General features: G+C 55.3%; 11 protein-coding genes. 7 read left to right on the forward strand and 4 right to left on the reverse strand.

The window, feature by feature from the left end; genetic code table 11:
* Positions 1-74 precede the first annotated feature (74 nt).
* The 4 genes from IPN69_09325 to IPN69_09340 form a co-directional block, all read right to left on the reverse strand.
* Positions 75-1031 (reverse strand): SDR family oxidoreductase, encoded by a 957-nt coding sequence (locus IPN69_09325; GenBank protein ID MBK8810916.1) that lies wholly within the window; start codon positions 1029-1031, stop codon positions 75-77.
* A 98-nt stretch (positions 1032-1129) separates the two neighbouring features.
* Positions 1130-2428, reverse strand: a complete 1299-nt coding sequence (locus tag IPN69_09330; protein ID MBK8810917.1) for a UDP-glucose/GDP-mannose dehydrogenase family protein — start codon at positions 2426-2428, stop codon at positions 1130-1132.
* Positions 2429-2555: 127 nt separating this feature from the next.
* A complete protein-coding gene (locus IPN69_09335; GenBank protein ID MBK8810918.1) occupies positions 2556-3269 on the reverse strand; it encodes a FecR domain-containing protein in 714 nt (237 codons plus the stop codon).
* Between the two features lie 75 nt (positions 3270-3344).
* Positions 3345-3929: a hypothetical protein gene (locus IPN69_09340; GenBank protein MBK8810919.1), complete on the reverse strand. Its 585-nt coding sequence runs from the start codon at positions 3927-3929 to the stop codon at positions 3345-3347.
* 409 nt (positions 3930-4338) lie between these two features.
* Between IPN69_09340 and IPN69_09345 the strand changes: the two genes are divergently transcribed.
* The 7 genes from IPN69_09345 (at position 4339) to IPN69_09375 (ending at position 16238) form a co-directional block, all read left to right on the forward strand.
* A complete protein-coding gene (locus IPN69_09345) occupies positions 4339-6618 on the forward strand; it encodes a hypothetical protein (protein ID MBK8810920.1) in 2280 nt (759 codons plus the stop codon).
* 26 nt (positions 6619-6644) lie between these two features.
* Positions 6645-6992 (forward strand): cytochrome c, encoded by a 348-nt coding sequence (locus IPN69_09350; GenBank protein ID MBK8810921.1) that lies wholly within the window; start codon positions 6645-6647, stop codon positions 6990-6992.
* Between the two features lie 3 nt (positions 6993-6995).
* On the forward strand, positions 6996-7319 hold the full coding sequence (locus tag IPN69_09355) for a cytochrome c (GenBank protein MBK8810922.1): 324 nt from the start codon (positions 6996-6998) through the stop codon (positions 7317-7319).
* Between the two features lie 108 nt (positions 7320-7427).
* Positions 7428-9158 (forward strand): CRTAC1 family protein, encoded by a 1731-nt coding sequence (locus IPN69_09360; GenBank protein ID MBK8810923.1) that lies wholly within the window; start codon positions 7428-7430, stop codon positions 9156-9158.
* Positions 9159-9160: 2 nt separating this feature from the next.
* Positions 9161-10960: a CRTAC1 family protein gene (locus IPN69_09365; GenBank protein ID MBK8810924.1), complete on the forward strand. Its 1800-nt coding sequence runs from the start codon at positions 9161-9163 to the stop codon at positions 10958-10960.
* A gap of 118 nt (positions 10961-11078) precedes the next feature.
* A complete protein-coding gene (locus IPN69_09370) occupies positions 11079-12272 on the forward strand; it encodes an ROK family transcriptional regulator (GenBank protein ID MBK8810925.1) in 1194 nt (397 codons plus the stop codon).
* A gap of 417 nt (positions 12273-12689) precedes the next feature.
* On the forward strand, positions 12690-16238 hold the full coding sequence (locus tag IPN69_09375) for a TonB-dependent receptor (GenBank protein MBK8810926.1): 3549 nt from the start codon (positions 12690-12692) through the stop codon (positions 16236-16238).
* The last annotated feature ends 96 nt before the right edge of the window (positions 16239-16334 follow it).

Below are 16334 nucleotides of genomic sequence, written 5' to 3' on the forward strand. Positions count from 1 at the left end.
CTGTGTCGGCGCGTCGCTCGCTCGCGCGATCGCCCCCCAAAACGCGCGGGGTTCCAAATTGAATTTCTCCTGTTTTAGATTGCAAACCGGCTGTTCTTCCACCAGTCGATCGTGTTGATCAGACCATCCTCGAGCCCGACAAGTTTCTTGTAGCCCAGGCATTCGACGATCCGGTTGTTGTCAGCCTGCGAATGTTTGACGTCGCCGGCTCTTTCCGGCTGATAGTCGGCCATCACATCCGGGTTTCCCGTGATCTTTTTCAAGACTTCGAGGAGTTCATTGAGAGTGATCCGGTCGCCGTTGGCGCAGTTCATCACCTCACCGAGTCCGTTGGCGGTCTGCGCGGCCCTGATGTTGGCGTCAACGACGTTGGCGACATAGGTGAAATCGCGCGACGTCTCGCCGTCGCCGTAGATGACCGGCGTTTTGCCGCCCATCAGCGCGTCGACAAAACGCGAAATTACGCCCGAATACATCGATGACGGGTTCTGGCGCGGACCGAAAACGTTAAAGTAACGCAGCGAGATCGTTTCGAGTCCGTAAACGCGGTTGAAGATCTGGCAATAATACTCGCCCATCAGCTTCGCCCCGGCATACGGCGAAAGGGGTTCCGGGCGCATAGTCTCGACTTTCGGGAGCGTCGGCTGATTGCCGTATGCCGAACTCGAAGCGGCGTAAACAAGGCGGCGAACGCCTGCCTCGCGCGCCCGGCAGAGAACGTTGAAAGTCCCGTTGACGCAGGCGTCGTGGGTTTCCACCGGATTCTCGACCGACCGCGGAACGCTTGGGAGCGCGGCCTCGTGAAAGACCACCTCGACGCCGTCGAGCGCGCGTTTGAGCGTTGCGTCGTCGTTGATGTCGCCCTCGATGAAATCGACGTCGCCGTTGATCTCCTCAACGTTCTCGCGAAAACCTGTGACCAGATTGTCGATGATGACGACCTTCGCGCCTTGGGCGAGCAAGCCGTCCGCAAGATTCGAACCGATGAATCCGGCGCCGCCGGTGACCAGACATTTCGTTGTAAGTGCCATAATAGCTAACTTTAAGAATAGTCAGATTAACACAGATTTTCCGCGTCAAAAAAAAAAGGGATCGAAAAATCCCTCATTCAAATCGATTCCGGCCGAAGTTAGCGCCCGACGCCAACATATTCGAAACCAAGTTGGCGCATATCTTCCGGTTCATAGATATTGCGGAGGTCGGCGACCTTCGGGGCTTTCAAAAGTCCTTTGACACGTTCCATATCGAGCGCGCGGAACTGATTCCATTCGGTCACGATGACGAGCGCATCGGCATCGCGGATCGCATCATATTCATCTGTCGCGTATTCGATATCGGGAAGCGAATGTTTCGCCTCCTCCATCGCGACCGGGTCGAACGCGCGAACGGTCGCACCGCGTTTCTGCATTTCGCGGATGATGTCCGTTGCCGGCGATTCGCGCATATCGTCGGTCTCGGGTTTGAACGACAGACCGAGAACTCCGATGCGCTTGCCGCTAAGGTCGCCGACGAGCTTTTCGATCTTCGGCACCATCAGCTCACGCTGATGGTCATTGGCGGCGATAACGGCATCGACGACCGTCGTCTCAACATTGAATTTGTCGCCGACCTTGGTGAAAGCGCGCGTGTCCTTCGGGAAACACGAACCGCCGTAGCCCGGGCCGGGATGCAGGAACTTGCGGCCGATGCGGTTGTCCATTCCCATACCGCGGGCGACATCGTGGACATCGCAACCGATCGCGTCGCAGAGATTGGCGATCTCGTTGATGAACGTGATCTTTGTCGCCAAAAACGCGTTTGCAGCATACTTGATCAGTTCGGCGGCCTCGAGCGAAGTGATGACGATCGGCGTTTCGATCAGATAGAGCGGACGATAGAGGTCCTTCATAATGGCGATCGCATCCGGTTCGTTGCTGCCGACGACCACGCGGTCGGGCCGCATAAAATCGTCGATCGCGGCGCCTTCACGAAGAAACTCAGGATTCGACGCGACTCCGAAATTCGTTTTCGTTTTTTGATTCTCGCTGACAAAATCACGGAGCCATTTGCCGGTTCCGACGGGAACGGTCGATTTCGTGACCAGAACCTTGTAACCATTCATTGACTCGGCGATATCCTTGGCTGCTTGTTGGTAGTAGCTCATATCGGGCGAGCCGTCCGATTTCGGCGGTGTCCCGACCGCGAGAAACACGACCAGCGCCTGTTCGACGGCCATCTTGATATCCGTCGTGAAGTGAAGCCGCCCGGCCTTGAAGTTCTTTTCGACGATCGTATCGAGCCCCGGCTCGTAGATCGGCATAATATTGTTCTTGAGCCCTTCGATTTTCTTTTCGTCAACATCGACGCAAGTCACTTCAACGCCGAACTCCGCGAAGCAAGCGCCGGTGACCAAACCCACATAACCCGTTCCAATTACTGCGATATGCATATTACTATTAATGATACTGTTGATCTATATTGTTAAATTATTCACAAACCGGAACAAAGCGATGCGGGTCATGTTGGTTGCAACTTGACCCGCATCGTTTACCTTTGAAATTACTGTACGATCGGTTTTAGCGAACTGTACTGACAACGGTCGTTCCGCCGCCTGTCGTCGTGTCGCTTCCGCCACCAAGAATGATGGCCGTTCCGACGCCGCCGGCTGCCGCCAAAAGAATCGCAATCAACGGAAGAGCGCCGATCGAAGCGGTCGGCACGCCCGGTCCCGGACGAACACACGGCTGGCAACCCTGCTGCGAAAGATTTCCTTCCACTGCGTCGGTTCCTGCCGCAACCTGCCGATCATTCGATCCGCCGCGAAGAGTGACCAAACCACTGAACGTGTCGACGTGCGTGTGCGAGCACTCGACTTCAACTTCAAAATTATTGGCCTGACCCGAATCCGCAATCACTGCTGCGTTTCGCGTTGTGATCGACGCGGCGATGCCCGCCGAATTCGCAACACGAACTTTGCCTTCGTTCAGGATTCCGGTGATGCCGGACTCGCTGAACCGAAGCGTCAAACTTGATTTGGACGAGAGTTCGATTCGTCCCGTTTTGCCGAGGCTGACAGTGGCCGACCCGCCGTCACCCGTTGTAATGATGCTTCCGGAAACGACGGTCGATCCCGAAACCACCTTCTGCCCGTTCACGCTGACATCGCCGCTGACGGTGATCTCTCCGTTGAAATCTTTCGGCGCGGCCAAAACCACCATCGAACTCACACACCAAAACGCGACGGCGGTTAGCAGGGTCACAGACTTGATAACCAAATTCTTGCTGAGCATCTAAAAAAATCCTCCTAATTCAATCTTCTTCAAAGATAAGGCCTGCCCTATTCGGGAGGCTTGCAATGCCGCTTCTTAGCGACTCGGGCTGACAACGGTTCCACCGCCGCCCAACGCCACGCGATTGTTGTCCGAAGTTGCTGCGATCACGACTCCCGCGACGGCACCGCCAAAGATAGCTGCCCACAGCCACCACGCCGCTCCGCCATCGTCATCATCGTCGTCATCGTCATCTTTTGACTTTCCGGTTGAAACTGATTTTCCGGCCGGGACGCTCTTGGTGCCTTCCGGAGTCTTGATGTTCACCGATTCCTTGGCGCCCAATACCGTAATCGTGCCGCTGGCAAGATCTCCGGTGATCCCTTTTTCGTCGAACGAAAGCGTAACCGTGGTGTTCGGTGCAAGTTCGATCTTACCAAGCGTTCCGACGCTGACCACAGCTGTCGCGGATCCCGGGGTTGTGATCGTGCTCGCCGAAAACACAGTGCGACCGCTCTGCGCATCCTGTCCGTTGACGGAAACGCTCGACGATTTGCCGGAAACCATAAGTTCACCGGTGATCTTTCCGGTTCCGGCCAAGGCGACCATTGAATAAGTTGCGCAAACCGCAACAATCAAGCACATGGAAAGTGCTTTGCGAATCAGTGTTTTGCTGTTCATATTTCTCCTCTGTATACCGTTAAGTCAATAATTTCAAATCATTCAAACCTTTAGGGTTTTAACACGAAATCGTTTCCTGTGTCAATAAATATTGGACAGAAACGCAAAACTCTAAGGCAAATCCAGTCGACGCCGGACGGCCCAAAAAGCTTAATTTGCATTAGTTTATAACACAGAAAAGTGCACATTGGAAATGAAAAATGCGAAAAATCCGGAGATTTTTGGCTCTCTGCCGGATCGGTTTCATTCGACCCGTCCAAAAGCCCGGCACGGGCGCGTAATTCAGCTTGTTTGCGTGATACTTGAAAGGCGTTTCGGATTGAGCTAGATTAGTTTCGTAAGACCAGCCAAACCACGGGCCGAGATTCAAAATAGTAATAAATTGTTCAAGAATGGGGGATTCAGGGTAATGATCAAGGAGTTTAGATTGTTTCGAAGCACTACTAAGTGGGTCAAGGTGGCATTGGTTACCGGCATCGGCGCGGCCTGCGTGTTCTTGTTTGCGGACCGCCTGGCGAGCAGTCAGGAACTCGGTGCCGAAGACTATCAGCGCTGGATCTCCGAGACCTACGATTTTCGCTTCGGCGCCGACAAGCCGTTCAGCCCCGGGAACGCGAATACGTTCAATGGCCAGTTTATCCGCGGCGAGAACTTCATCTCCTCTTCGCGATGTGCCGCGTGTCACACGGACGTTCATCCGCAGTGGTCTCAATCGGCGCACCGAAACTCATTCCGTGAACCCTTCTATCAGAAAAACGTTACCGACCTTATCAAGCAGCGCAACATTGCTTTTACCCGGCATTGCGAGTCCTGTCACAATCCCGCGGCCCTTTTTTCGGGCGCGCTGACTGACAAACCGCAGTTCAAGAAACGACCGTTCGACGAGGAAGGCGTTTCGTGCATCGTTTGCCATACGATCGAGTCGGTCGACGGAAAGGGAATCGGCGGCTATGTGATGGGACAGCCGGCGATGCTGCAGCGGGCGGACGGGACGAAGATACTCGATGCGCCGGACCAGGAGATCCTCAATAATGTTGGCGATCACCGCCGGGCGATGATGCGCGATCTTCTCAAGAAACCGGAATTTTGCGGCGCCTGCCACAAGTCGCAGGTTCCGAAAGAGCTTAACGACTACAAATTCCTTAGGGCGTTCGCCGTCGCCGACGAACTGCAAATGTCTTCGTTCTCAAAGGAATCGCCGCACCCGTTTTACGTCCGCAACAAAGAGACGTGCAACACGTGCCATATGAAGGACGTCCCGACCAAGAACTTCGACGTCTCGGCAAAGGACGGAACGATCTCGTCGCACCGCTTTGCCTCGGCGAATACCGCCATCCCGACGTTCTATGGCTACAAGGAACAGCTTGAGGAGGTCGTCAATTTCCTTCAGGATGACAAGATGGGTGTCGATATCTTCGCGCTTCACCATCGGGCGGAAGGAAAGAGCCGCGACCGACTGATAGCGCCGGTCGATCGCCGTAACTTCAAGATCGGCGCCGGCGATACATTAACCGCCGATGTCGTCGTTACCAACAAGAACATCGGCCATAGTTTTCCGCCCGAACTTCGGGACTTCTACGAGGCTTACGTTGAATTCACGGTGACGGACCTTGGCGACAACATCTTGTATAAGTCCGGATTTTTGAAACCGACCGGCGAACTCGATGAAAAATCGCACGCATATAAAACGTATCTCGTGTTTCCCGACGGTTCCCTCAATGATCTTCACCATATCTGGCGGACAAAGGTCGTGGCCCATAATCTGGCCATTCCGTCGGGGCGTTCGGATCTGGCCCGCTACAAATTCACCGTGCCGACGGGCATCACGGGAGCGATCAAGCTGACCGCAAAGCTTCAGTACCGAAGGTTTACGAGAGTATTCAGCGACTACGTTCTTGGTCGATCGGTCGATTATCCGATCGTGATGATGGCAAAATCGGAACGCGTGATCCAGATTGGCGAAGAAAACAAGGCACAAACTCCGGATCCGAAATCGATGCCCGACTGGCGGCGCTGGAACAACTATGGGATCTCGCTGCTCGATCAACGGCAATTCCCGCAGGCCGCCGACGCGTTTGACGAGGTCATCGATTCGAATTTCAAGGATTATCAGGCTTTTGCGTTTACCAACAAGGCGTTGGCGCTGATGGAAATGGGCGGATGGAAAGAGGCGGAAAAACTTATCGATAAGGCGATCGCGCTCGACGCCAACAATCTTCGCGCCGTCTTTCAGGCCGGCCGCATCGATCGCGTTCAGAGCCGGCTCGAAGATGCCGAAGCGAGATTTATCAGCGTTCTCGAGAAGTTTCCGCGAGACCGCCTGACCCTCCAGCAACTCGGCGAACTTGCGAAGATCAAGGCAGATACGGTGGCGCCCGAATTGCGCAAAGATCAGTTGGGCGTGGCGCGCGGGTACTATGAGCGGATCCTTGCGATCGATCCGGAGGATGTCGGCGCTCATTATAATATGATGATCATTTTTCAGAAGCTCGGAATGCGGGACGAGGCCAGGCACGAAGCCAGGATATTTCAGGATTTGAAAGAAGATCAGCAGGTCACATCATTAGCAAGCAACTTTTTGCAGACAAACTGGCACATAGGAAACGAGTCATTGCCGTTCCACTCGCACGAGTTGCAGCCGTTTCAGATCGCTTGGCAAAAGTTGGATTATCTGGCAATGTTGAAGTGATTTTTGCACGGAAGAGTTTTTAACCTATGCGTATCGCGATCAAGATCGCCAGTTGTGCGGTCATTATTGTTCTTGTCATTTCGGTTTGGTTTGCATCGCCGGCAAACGTCGAAGCGACGGCGGCTTCCTCGGCGGCGTCACGCAGTTTATTCGTCAGCAATTGCGCGCGTTGCCACGGTGCCGACGGTGGGGCCGACACGGAAAGCGGTCGGTTGTACGACGTGCCGAACATTGCCGGCGGCCGGTTGCGCCGCAAAAGCAGCAGTCGCTTGACGGCGATCATTTCGAAAGGCGGCCGCTCGATGCCGGGCTTTGGAAAGAAACTGACGAAAAAACAGATTGCATCGCTCGTCGGATACATTCGCAAGCTTTAATTTATGAAGACCATATCGGCCGGACTTTTGCTCTTTGTTGGATCGCTGATTCTGGCGGCGGATCTGACCGCGCCTGATGCTTCGGCCGGACTTTCAGAGACCGGGGCGGAATTGTTCAGGAACAACTGCGCGAGGTGTCACGGAGTCGACGCGAAGGGCGGAGAGGGTCCGGATCTGACCGACCCGGAGCGGAAGCAAAAATGGAAGGATTCCGACGAACGGATCGTTTTCAAAGTAACCAACGGCGGGCGTCGTATGCCTTCGTTCAGCGACAAACTGACTGCCGAAGAGATCAAGGAAATCGCCGCGTTCGTTCGCTCGCTTTAGTCTGAGATCTCGGCCGGAACAACGACCAAAACTACCAAGAGCAGCGGTTTTGCTCTTTTTTGTTTGCCTGAATTGAATACGAAACGCCACCTTTGTTTATTGTTTTTGTTGTTTCCGCTTTTCTGCGGATCGATACTTTTTGCCCAAACGGCGACACCGACTCCCGAAACCACGGGGAAATCGTACGATCTGTCCGAAGTCAAGCGCCCTGCGACCGCCGCACCGCAATTCCCTTCGCCGGTGACCTTCAGCGACATCACCGCCGCAACGAAGATCGATTTTCGCCACGTCGCCTCGCCCACAACTCTCAAGTATCTCCCCGAAACAATGAGTGCCGGCGTCGCGTTGATCGACTTCGACAATAACGGCCTGCTCGATGTGTTTCTGACAAACGGAGCCTTGATCGAGGAAAAAATGCCGTCCGGCAAGAATCCCGAAAAAATCGATCCGAAGTATTGGAACCGTCTCTACCGGCAACTATCAGACGGCACATTCGAAGATGTCACCGAACGCAGCGGACTGAGGGGCGAAGGATATTCGTTCGGCGCCGCGGTCGGCGACTACGATCGTGACGGCTTTCAGGATCTGTTCGTCACGCGCTTTGGCGGGGCGACGCTCTATCGCAACAAAGGAAACGGGACTTTCGAGGATACGACCCAAAAGGCCGGGATCGCGATCGACGGTTGGCCGACCTCGGCGGGATTCTTCGACTTCGACCGCGACGGCCGGCTCGATCTTTTCATCGCGCGTTACGTCCAATGGAATTTCGAACTCGGCAAGATCTTCTGCGGGGATATGCGTCCCGGCTACCGGGCGTATTGTCATCCGGATAACTTCCGCCCATCGACCAACGTTCTGCTTCGGCAAAAACCCGACGGCACATTTGAGAACGTCAGCGAACGATCGAAGGTCGCCGATTCGAAGGGCAAAGCGCTGGGCGTCGCGTTCGGAGATTTTGACGACGATGGCCTGACCGATGTTTTTGTCGCGAATGACAACTACGAACAACAGCTGTTTCGTAACAACGGCGACGGAACTTTTGAGAATGTCGCATTGCCGGCCGGCGTGGCCTACGACGAACGAGGCCGCAGATTCGCGGGAATGGGCATCGATATCGCCGACTACGACCTTGACGGGCGGCAGGATGTGATCATCACCGCGCTTTCGAACGAGACCTATCCGCTCTACCGCAACGTCGGCGAAATGGCCTTTGATTACGTCACGCAAACCAGCGGCGTGGCGCAGATCTCGATCCTTGGCGCGGGTTGGGGAATCAAATGGATGGATGCCGACAACGACGGACGGCGCGACTTATTCGTCGCGCAGAGCCACGTCCTCGACACGATCGAGAAAACGACGACGTTCATCAAGTACAAACAAACGCCGCTCCTGATGAGAAACACCGAAAAAGGCTTTCAGAACGTATCATTCGCCGCCGGCGAAGCCTTTCAAAGAGATTTTTCGGCGCGCGGCCTGGCAGTCGGCGATCTCGATAATGACGGCGACATCGATATCGTTCTGACGCAGACCGACGGACAACCGCTGGTGCTCCGCAACAACGGCACGAAAAATCACTGGATCGGTTTCGATCTGCGGGGTGACAAGAGCGCGCCGAATGGCGACGGCGCCCGGGTGACTCTCAGCGAAAGCGGTGGTCGGCGCCAGATCGTCGATGCTTCGAACTCGGGCAGCTATCTTTCGGCCCACGATCACCGGATTCATTTCGGAATTGGTTCCGGGACAAGCGTGAAGTCCGTTGAGATACGTTGGCCGAGCGGGAAGATCCAACTTCTGGAAGCACCGGAAATCGACAAGTATCATCTTGTGAAGGAAAAATGATCATGAAGACAGTCCTTTTTGTAATCTGCCTCGCGTTGCTTTTTGTGACCGCCGTGTTTGCGCAGGACGACCCGCAAGGCGGCGTGTCGACGGGCGAGGCGAAAGTCTATACGTCGCGCCGGACGACCGGTATCGTCGATGACAAGGCCGCGCGTGTTTTCGAGAACGTCACGGCCGGCACGCCGCTCAAGGATTTTCGATGCGTTTCCGGAGGGAAGGACAAGGAGTATATCCTCGAAGCGACCGCGTGCACGGTCGCGGTCCTGGACTTTGACAACGACGGCAAGCCCGATATCTTTCTTCTTAACGGTTCGACGATCAACGCTGAACTCGGCAAGGAAGCCGCGCCCAAGTCCGCGTTATACCGCAATCTGGGCGACTGGAAGTTTGAAGATGTCACCGCGCGGGCGGGCGTCGCCAACGAGCGCTGGGGGATGGGCGTCGCCGCCGGCGATTTCAACAATGACGGCTTCGCTGATCTTTTCGTCGGCAACTACGGCACTTCACGGCTCTATCAGAACAACGGTGACGGAACCTTTACCGATGTCGCCGAAAAGGTCGGACTGGCGGTCAAGGGTTGGCATACCGGCGCGAGTTTCGGGGATTACGATCAGGATGGAAGGCTCGATATTTTCATTCCCGCGTACATCGATTTCGATTTGAAAAAAATGCCGCCGTCGCCGCTCGATGTCGGCAAGGAAGGCAGCGGCGGGCGCAATTTCTGCCAGTTTCGCGGCCAGCCGGTGATGTGCGGGCCGCGCGGCTTGAAAGGCGCGAAGGACAAGCTATTCCGGCAGAAGGCGGACGGCACATTTGAAGAGGTCGGCGACAAGGTGGGCGTCAAGGACGACGGAAACTACTACGGCTTTTCGTCTGCCTTCGTCGATGTCGACGACGACCGTGATCTCGATCTGCTGGTCGTCAACGACTCTACCGCAAAGCAGCTTTACATCAATAACGGAGACGGCACGTTCGAAGAAACGGGTTACCCGTCCGGCATCGCGCTCAACGAAAACGGTCGTGAACAAGCCGGAATGGGGCTCGGCGTCGGCGACTATGACAACGACGGCCGCGTGGATTTCCACATCACCAATTTTTCCGATGATTCGAACACGCTCTATCGTAATGATGGCGAAACGAATTTCACCGACATCACGTTTCAGGCCGGACTCGGCGAAACGACGATTCCGTTTCTCGGTTGGGGAACGTCGTTCATCGATTATGACAACGACGGATGGAAGGACGTGATCGTTGCAAACGGTCACGTTTATCCGGTCGTCGACAAGTTCCAGTGGGGCACAAGCTGGGCGCAACAGGTTCTACTGTTTCAAAACAAGATGCCCGACGCGAAATCTCGTCAGATTCGATTCGAACGCGTCGCCGCGGCGCCGAAAAGCGGACTTGCGGAGTCGGTTTGCGGACGCGGGATGGCGGTCGCCGACTTCGACGTTGACGGCAAGATGGATGTCGTCGTCAGCAGTATGGACGGGACGCCGTTGCTGCTCCGGAACGTGAGTCCGCAGCAAAACAATTGGCTTGCGGTCAAACTTGTCGGAGACCCGGCGAAAAAGACGCCCCGCGACGGGATCGGCGCAACGGTCTTCGCGACGGTCGGGAAAGTCCGCCAGCGTTTTGACGTTGTAAGCGGCGCCGGCTACGCGTCGCAGAACGAACAACTCGTCCATTGCGGGCTCGGGATTGCCGAAAAGATCGATTTGCTGGAGATCTTCTGGCCCAACGGGCAGGTCGAGAAGGTTGAAGTTCCGAAGCTCAACACACGCCTCACCGTGAAACAAAAATGAACGGTAATTAGTTCTATCGTTATGTCATTGATGTCGGGCCGAATTGAAAAATCCGGCGAAAAGGTATATCAATGAACATCGTTTGCGCTGGTTGTGTTCAAGCAAGCGCCGCGAAAAGATGAAAAGAATCTACCTTCAACAGGCCAAAACGCAGATCGCCCGGCCAAACACGATCCGCGACATCAACAAGCAGATTGTCCTGAATTACGTCCGTGATCGGGCGCCGATCTCGAGGGCCGAGATCGCGCGCGAAACCGCGCTCCAGCGTTCGACCATCTCTGCGATCGTTGAGGATCTGCAGAAGGCCGGATTGATCGAGGAGATCGGGACCGGTGATTCGACGGGCGGCCGCAAACCCACATTGCTCAGGCTTTTAACGCAAACTCCGGTCGCGATCGGGGTCGATGTGGCGCCGCGGATCACGACCGTCGCGATCGCCGACCTTGCCGGCAACGTGCTTGAAATGGAACAGTTTCCGTCATTGCCCGATATGGAGCAGATGACGCGCGCCATCATCGAGCGAGTCGCCGCGTTCGCGCTAAAATACAAGAACGCCGAACTTGAGGTCGGCATCAGCGTCCCCGGAATTGCCGATCAAACTTCGGGAAACGTTGTTTACATCCCGTTTTTCGGTTGGAGCGACTGGAATATCGCCGATGCGATCACACACGAAACCGGCCTCTCGGTGACAGTTGAAAACGATGCCAACGCGATTGCCTTGGCCGAATTGTGGTTCGGCGAAGAGAAGATCCGCCGAACATCGAATTTCATCACGATCCTGGTCGCCGATGGCGTCGGGACGGGAATTATCTTCGACGGGCAGATCTACCGCGGTGAAAAGGGCGCGGCCGGCGAATTCGGGCATATGATCGTCGGCAAGAATGCTCCGGTTCCGTGCTCCTGCGGGAGCCGGGATTGTTGGGAGGCGCACGCTTCGGAGCGGGCTGTCCTCGGTCGCTATTTGAGCTACAACGGAAACGGCGAGTCGGTTGATCTTGATTTTGACGGTATTGTCAGATTAGCCGGGAACGATGACGCGCACGCGGTTAGGGCGTTTCGAGAAACGGCCGGATTTCTCGGAATCGGCATTTCGAACCTCATCGTCGGGCTTAGTCCGCAGGCGATCGTGGTCGCGGGCAAAGTTACCAAGGCTTGGCATTTGATCGAATCTGAACTCAATGATATCGCGGACCGCAGCGTTCGCCGCGGTTTACCGAAAACAACGATCTCGGCGTCGACCCTCGGCGATCTGCCGACGCTGATTGGCGCGCTGAGCTTGGTGCTTGCCCGAAAGTTCGCATCGGCAAGTTAAATTCGATAAATTTGTCATAATTGTAGAATTATTCTTGACACAAATTTAAGTTTAGGTTACAACTTTGTTTGCTCTCTCAACAAACTGAAATTTTCAGTGTGGAACATTGGAAAAGCAGCTTGGGAATTCCTTCGAGTTCTTTGAGGGAAGAGAGGGGAAATAGGCCATTCGGGAAGCGTGCGGTAACGTGAGTGAACCGCCATTGGCCGGAAGTCAGATAAACCACCAACCGAAATTACGGAGGAAGAGCGTGCGATTCTCGGGAATCACATAGTGTCGTTTTATAGTTTCAGGTTGGATTTGGCCATATTGGCCTGGAAAGAACGAAGTTTGGTTCTTAGTTAATTACGCGAAATCCAAAAAAAAAGAGAGGAGCGGGCGAAACGAAAGTCGAGCCCAAACGAGGTCTTACCAAATATGACTGATTCTGCAAACATCGCAAAATTATTAAGAACGCTGGCCGGGTCTTTGCTCGTGGTCCTGTCTGTTGCCGTTTTGGCAATGGCGCAGACCAATAAGGCGACGATTTCCGGTACGGTTACCGACTCTCAGGGCGCGGTCGTTGGCGGTGCGAAGGTTACGGTGAAGAACACCGCGACCGGCGTCGCCCGCGAAGTCACGACCGGCACGGAAGGATACTACGAGGTTCCTCTCCTTGAGATCGGCAGCTACAGCGTTACGGTTTCGAAACAAGGCTTTTCAACCGTAAAACGCGACAGCATCACTTTGCAAACCAGTACTGAAACCAGAGTCGACGTTCAGCTTCAAGTCGGAGAGATCACGAATGAAGTCATTGTTACGTCGGAAGCTCCATTGGTTCAAACGGAAACGAGTGAGCGCGGCAGCGTTATTTCGGGACGTGAAATTACGGAACTTCCGATTTCGGGACGTAACTTCACGCAGTTGGCGACTTTGACGCCGGGCGTGGTCCGGTCGAGCAACGTCGGTGTCGGCGGTGGTCCGGAAGCGCGTTCGTTCAACAACGGCGACACGCGAGCCGGCAACGGCGGCCCGGGCGGAAGCAACGAGAACGGAAGCACCGAATCGTCACGCTTCAGCCGTTCGGGCGGCGCGAACATTTCCGCCAACGGTCAGCGTGCCACAAACAACAACTTTTCGCTCGACGGCGTCGACAACAACGAACCCCAGTTCGGCACGATCGGCGTTTTCACGAATCCCGACTCGATCGCCGAGTTCAAGGTCTCGACGAGCGTTCCGCAGGCCGAGATCGGCCGCGGTTCGGGCGCGATCGTGACGGTGACGACCAAGTCGGGCGGCAACGCTTTCAGCGGGTCGCTTTACTACTACGGCCAGAATTCGGCGCTCAACTCGTACAGCCCTGTTTTGAAGACCAAGCTGGCCGAGATCCTGGCGACGAACAATCCGAATCCTTTGGCGGTTGACGCGCTTCAAAAGGCGACGCAGCAGATTCACGAATTCGGTGGCACCTTCGGCGGACCGATCATCAAGGATCGCACCTTCTTCTTTTTCGACTATCTCGGACAGCGCAACAATCTTCCGTTCCCGACCGATACCGCGGTTCCGACCGCAGGCGCTCGCAACGGCGATTTTTCGCAGTATCCGACGATCCGCGATCCGCGCACCGGTCTCGCGTTCATCAACAACCAGATTCCTTCGGCGCGTATCAGCACCGTCGGTCAAAAGTATCTTCAGGCGTTTCCGCTGCCGAATCTGAACGTTTTCAGCCCCGGCAAATTCTGCAACTGCAACGGCGCGAACTATTTCACGCAGCGCTCGAACACCGAAGAGATCAACAACTACCGCATCAGAATTGACCATCGCTTCAACGATAAGAATTCGATCACCGGCAGTTTCAACGATCAGCGTCTGACCACTCTCCGCGCAAACATTCTTCCGGGCAACATCCCGACGGCCGGTTTCGGCGCGGGTGAAGAGCGCGGCAATACGCGTTTGATCACGGTCAGCGATATTCACACGTTCAAACCGAATCTTCTTAACGAATTCCGCTTCGGTATGTCGGAGATCCAGATTTCGATCTTCAACTGCGGAGTCGGCGGCGCGTGCGGCGTGAGCCCCACGTTCTCGCGCGACATCGGAATTCCGAACGCCAACGACGGTTCGCTCGAAGCTTCGGGCGGCCTGTTGATGGGCGCTTTCGGCACCGGTTTCCAGGAATTCACCGGCGACGGTGGACTCTTCCAGGTCAAGAGCAAAAACCCGTACTTTGCCGATACGTTGACCTTCATCAAGGGCAATCACACGATCAAGGGCGGCGGCGAACTTCGCATGCGCTTCCTGAACACGATCGACGGCGGACGCTCGGGCGCGCTCAAAGGGCAGTTCCAGTATGGCGACAACGGTCCGGCGACCGGCCCGAACGCGGCCTGTCCGGCGGGCTCCGGAACGACTACGGACTGCTTCGTGCGTCCGGACGGAATTCCGTACGGCGGCACCGGAAACGCGACGGCCAACATTCTTCTTGGCCTGCCGGCTCTTCAGGCCGGAAAGGGCTCGATCAACGGCGGCCCGTTCAATCTGCGTTCGCAGGAATGGGGCTTCTTCATTCAGGACGACTGGAAAGTCAACGATCGTTTGAACTTCAACCTCGGACTTCGCTATGACGTGTTCACGCCGTGGTCGGAAAAGGACGGACGCTACAGTCTTTATGACGTTTCGCAGCGCAAGATCCTGACCGCCAGCGGCGGCGGCGACGGAATCGTCAAGACCGATTTGAACAACTTCGGACCGCGTGTCGGTTTTGCTCTCGCCTTGAACGATGAAAAGACGATGGTGATCCGCGGCGGCTACGGACTGATGTACACGCTCGACGGAACCGATTATCCGCCGGGAGTCAGAAACGCTCCGAACTCGAGCAAGACCCTTTTTGATCAGATCGATTGGGGATCGGGCCGCATTGCCGGTCCCGCTTACGGAATCACGCTCGGACCGCCGCCGGTACCGACCGCAGCGGACCCGAACAACATTCCGTCCGGACTTTCGGTCTATGCGCTCGACCTCGATCAGCGCAACGGAATGGTCAACCAGTTCCAGGCTGAATTCCAATATCAGTTTATGAAGGATTATTCGCTCAGCGTTGCCTACGTCGGCAATCGTGCGAACAATCTCCTTTATTCATCGAATATTGGTTCAGGCGGAACGGGCGCGGCGCGAAACGCCGCCGGCCAAACGCTCGGCGAAGCGATCCTTTATACCAACGGCGCGAGATCGCAGTATGACGGTATTCAGGTTCAGGTTCAGAAGCGTCTCTCGAACAACTTCCAGGGACAGATCAACTACACGTACAGCAATACGAAGGACAACTCGACCGGTGTTTTCAACGGTCTTGGAGACCAGCGCACGAGCCGTCAAGGACCTCTCAATCCGTTCGATCTGAACGCCGATTGGGGCAACTCTTCGCTCGATACGCGTCAGCTGATCAACGGCAGCGTTCTCATCGATCTCCCGTTCGGAAAGGGCAAGACCTATCTGAATCAGGGCGGCGCGGTGAACGCGATCTTCGGCGGATGGCAGATGAACTGGATCGTCACGGGACGTACCGGCCTTCCGTTCAGCGTTGTCAGCGACAACAACGGTCTCGGCCGTCCGTCGCTGATCGGTGATCCGTTCAAGAACGTTCCGAACGGCAAGTACCTGAATCCGGCAGCGTTCAGCACCACCACGGGCATTACGACCTTGGTGAACGGCGCCGGAAACACGATCCGATTTGGTAATCTCGGACGCAACACGTTCCGCGGCCCGTCACAGTGGTTCGCCGATATGTCGATGTTCAAGAATACCCAATTGACCGAGAAATTCAGACTCCAGCTTGGAATCGAGTTTTACAATGTGTTCAATCGGACCAATTTCACGGTTCCGAACAACAACATCGGTAACGCTTCGAGCCCGAATGGAGACTTCGGTGAGATCAAGTACAACGCTTACTCGGGTCGTGTGATCCAATACCGTTTGAAGCTTCTTTTCTAAAGAGAGGTTTCGCTCATTGAAAGAAAGGCTTTGGGTGCAATTTACCTGAAGCCTTTTTGTTTATATCGATTGCGGGGTTCGGTGCAAAGTATTCAA

The sequence above is a fragment of the Acidobacteriota bacterium genome, assembly GCA_016715115.1.
GTDB lineage: Bacteria > Acidobacteriota > Blastocatellia > Pyrinomonadales > Pyrinomonadaceae > JAFDVJ01.

Excerpts from the sequence above, each read along its gene's own strand:
- IPN69_09350 (MBK8810921.1), top strand. The coding sequence starts at position 6,645 with ATGCGTATCGCGATCAAGATCGCCAGTTGTGCGGTCATTATTGTTCTT.
- IPN69_09330 (MBK8810917.1), bottom strand. The coding sequence starts at position 2,428 with ATGCATATCGCAGTAATTGGAACGGGTTATGTGGGTTTGGTCACCGGC.
- IPN69_09355 (MBK8810922.1), top strand. The coding sequence starts at position 6,996 with ATGAAGACCATATCGGCCGGACTTTTGCTCTTTGTTGGATCGCTGATT.
- IPN69_09375 (MBK8810926.1), top strand. The coding sequence starts at position 12,690 with ATGACTGATTCTGCAAACATCGCAAAATTATTAAGAACGCTGGCCGGG.
- IPN69_09325 (MBK8810916.1), bottom strand. The coding sequence starts at position 1,031 with ATGGCACTTACAACGAAATGTCTGGTCACCGGCGGCGCCGGATTCATC.
- IPN69_09370 (MBK8810925.1), top strand. The coding sequence starts at position 11,079 with ATGAAAAGAATCTACCTTCAACAGGCCAAAACGCAGATCGCCCGGCCA.
- IPN69_09340 (MBK8810919.1), bottom strand. The coding sequence starts at position 3,929 with ATGAACAGCAAAACACTGATTCGCAAAGCACTTTCCATGTGCTTGATT.
- IPN69_09365 (MBK8810924.1), top strand. The coding sequence starts at position 9,161 with ATGAAGACAGTCCTTTTTGTAATCTGCCTCGCGTTGCTTTTTGTGACC.
- IPN69_09335 (MBK8810918.1), bottom strand. The coding sequence starts at position 3,269 with ATGCTCAGCAAGAATTTGGTTATCAAGTCTGTGACCCTGCTAACCGCC.
- IPN69_09345 (MBK8810920.1), top strand. The coding sequence starts at position 4,339 with ATGATCAAGGAGTTTAGATTGTTTCGAAGCACTACTAAGTGGGTCAAG.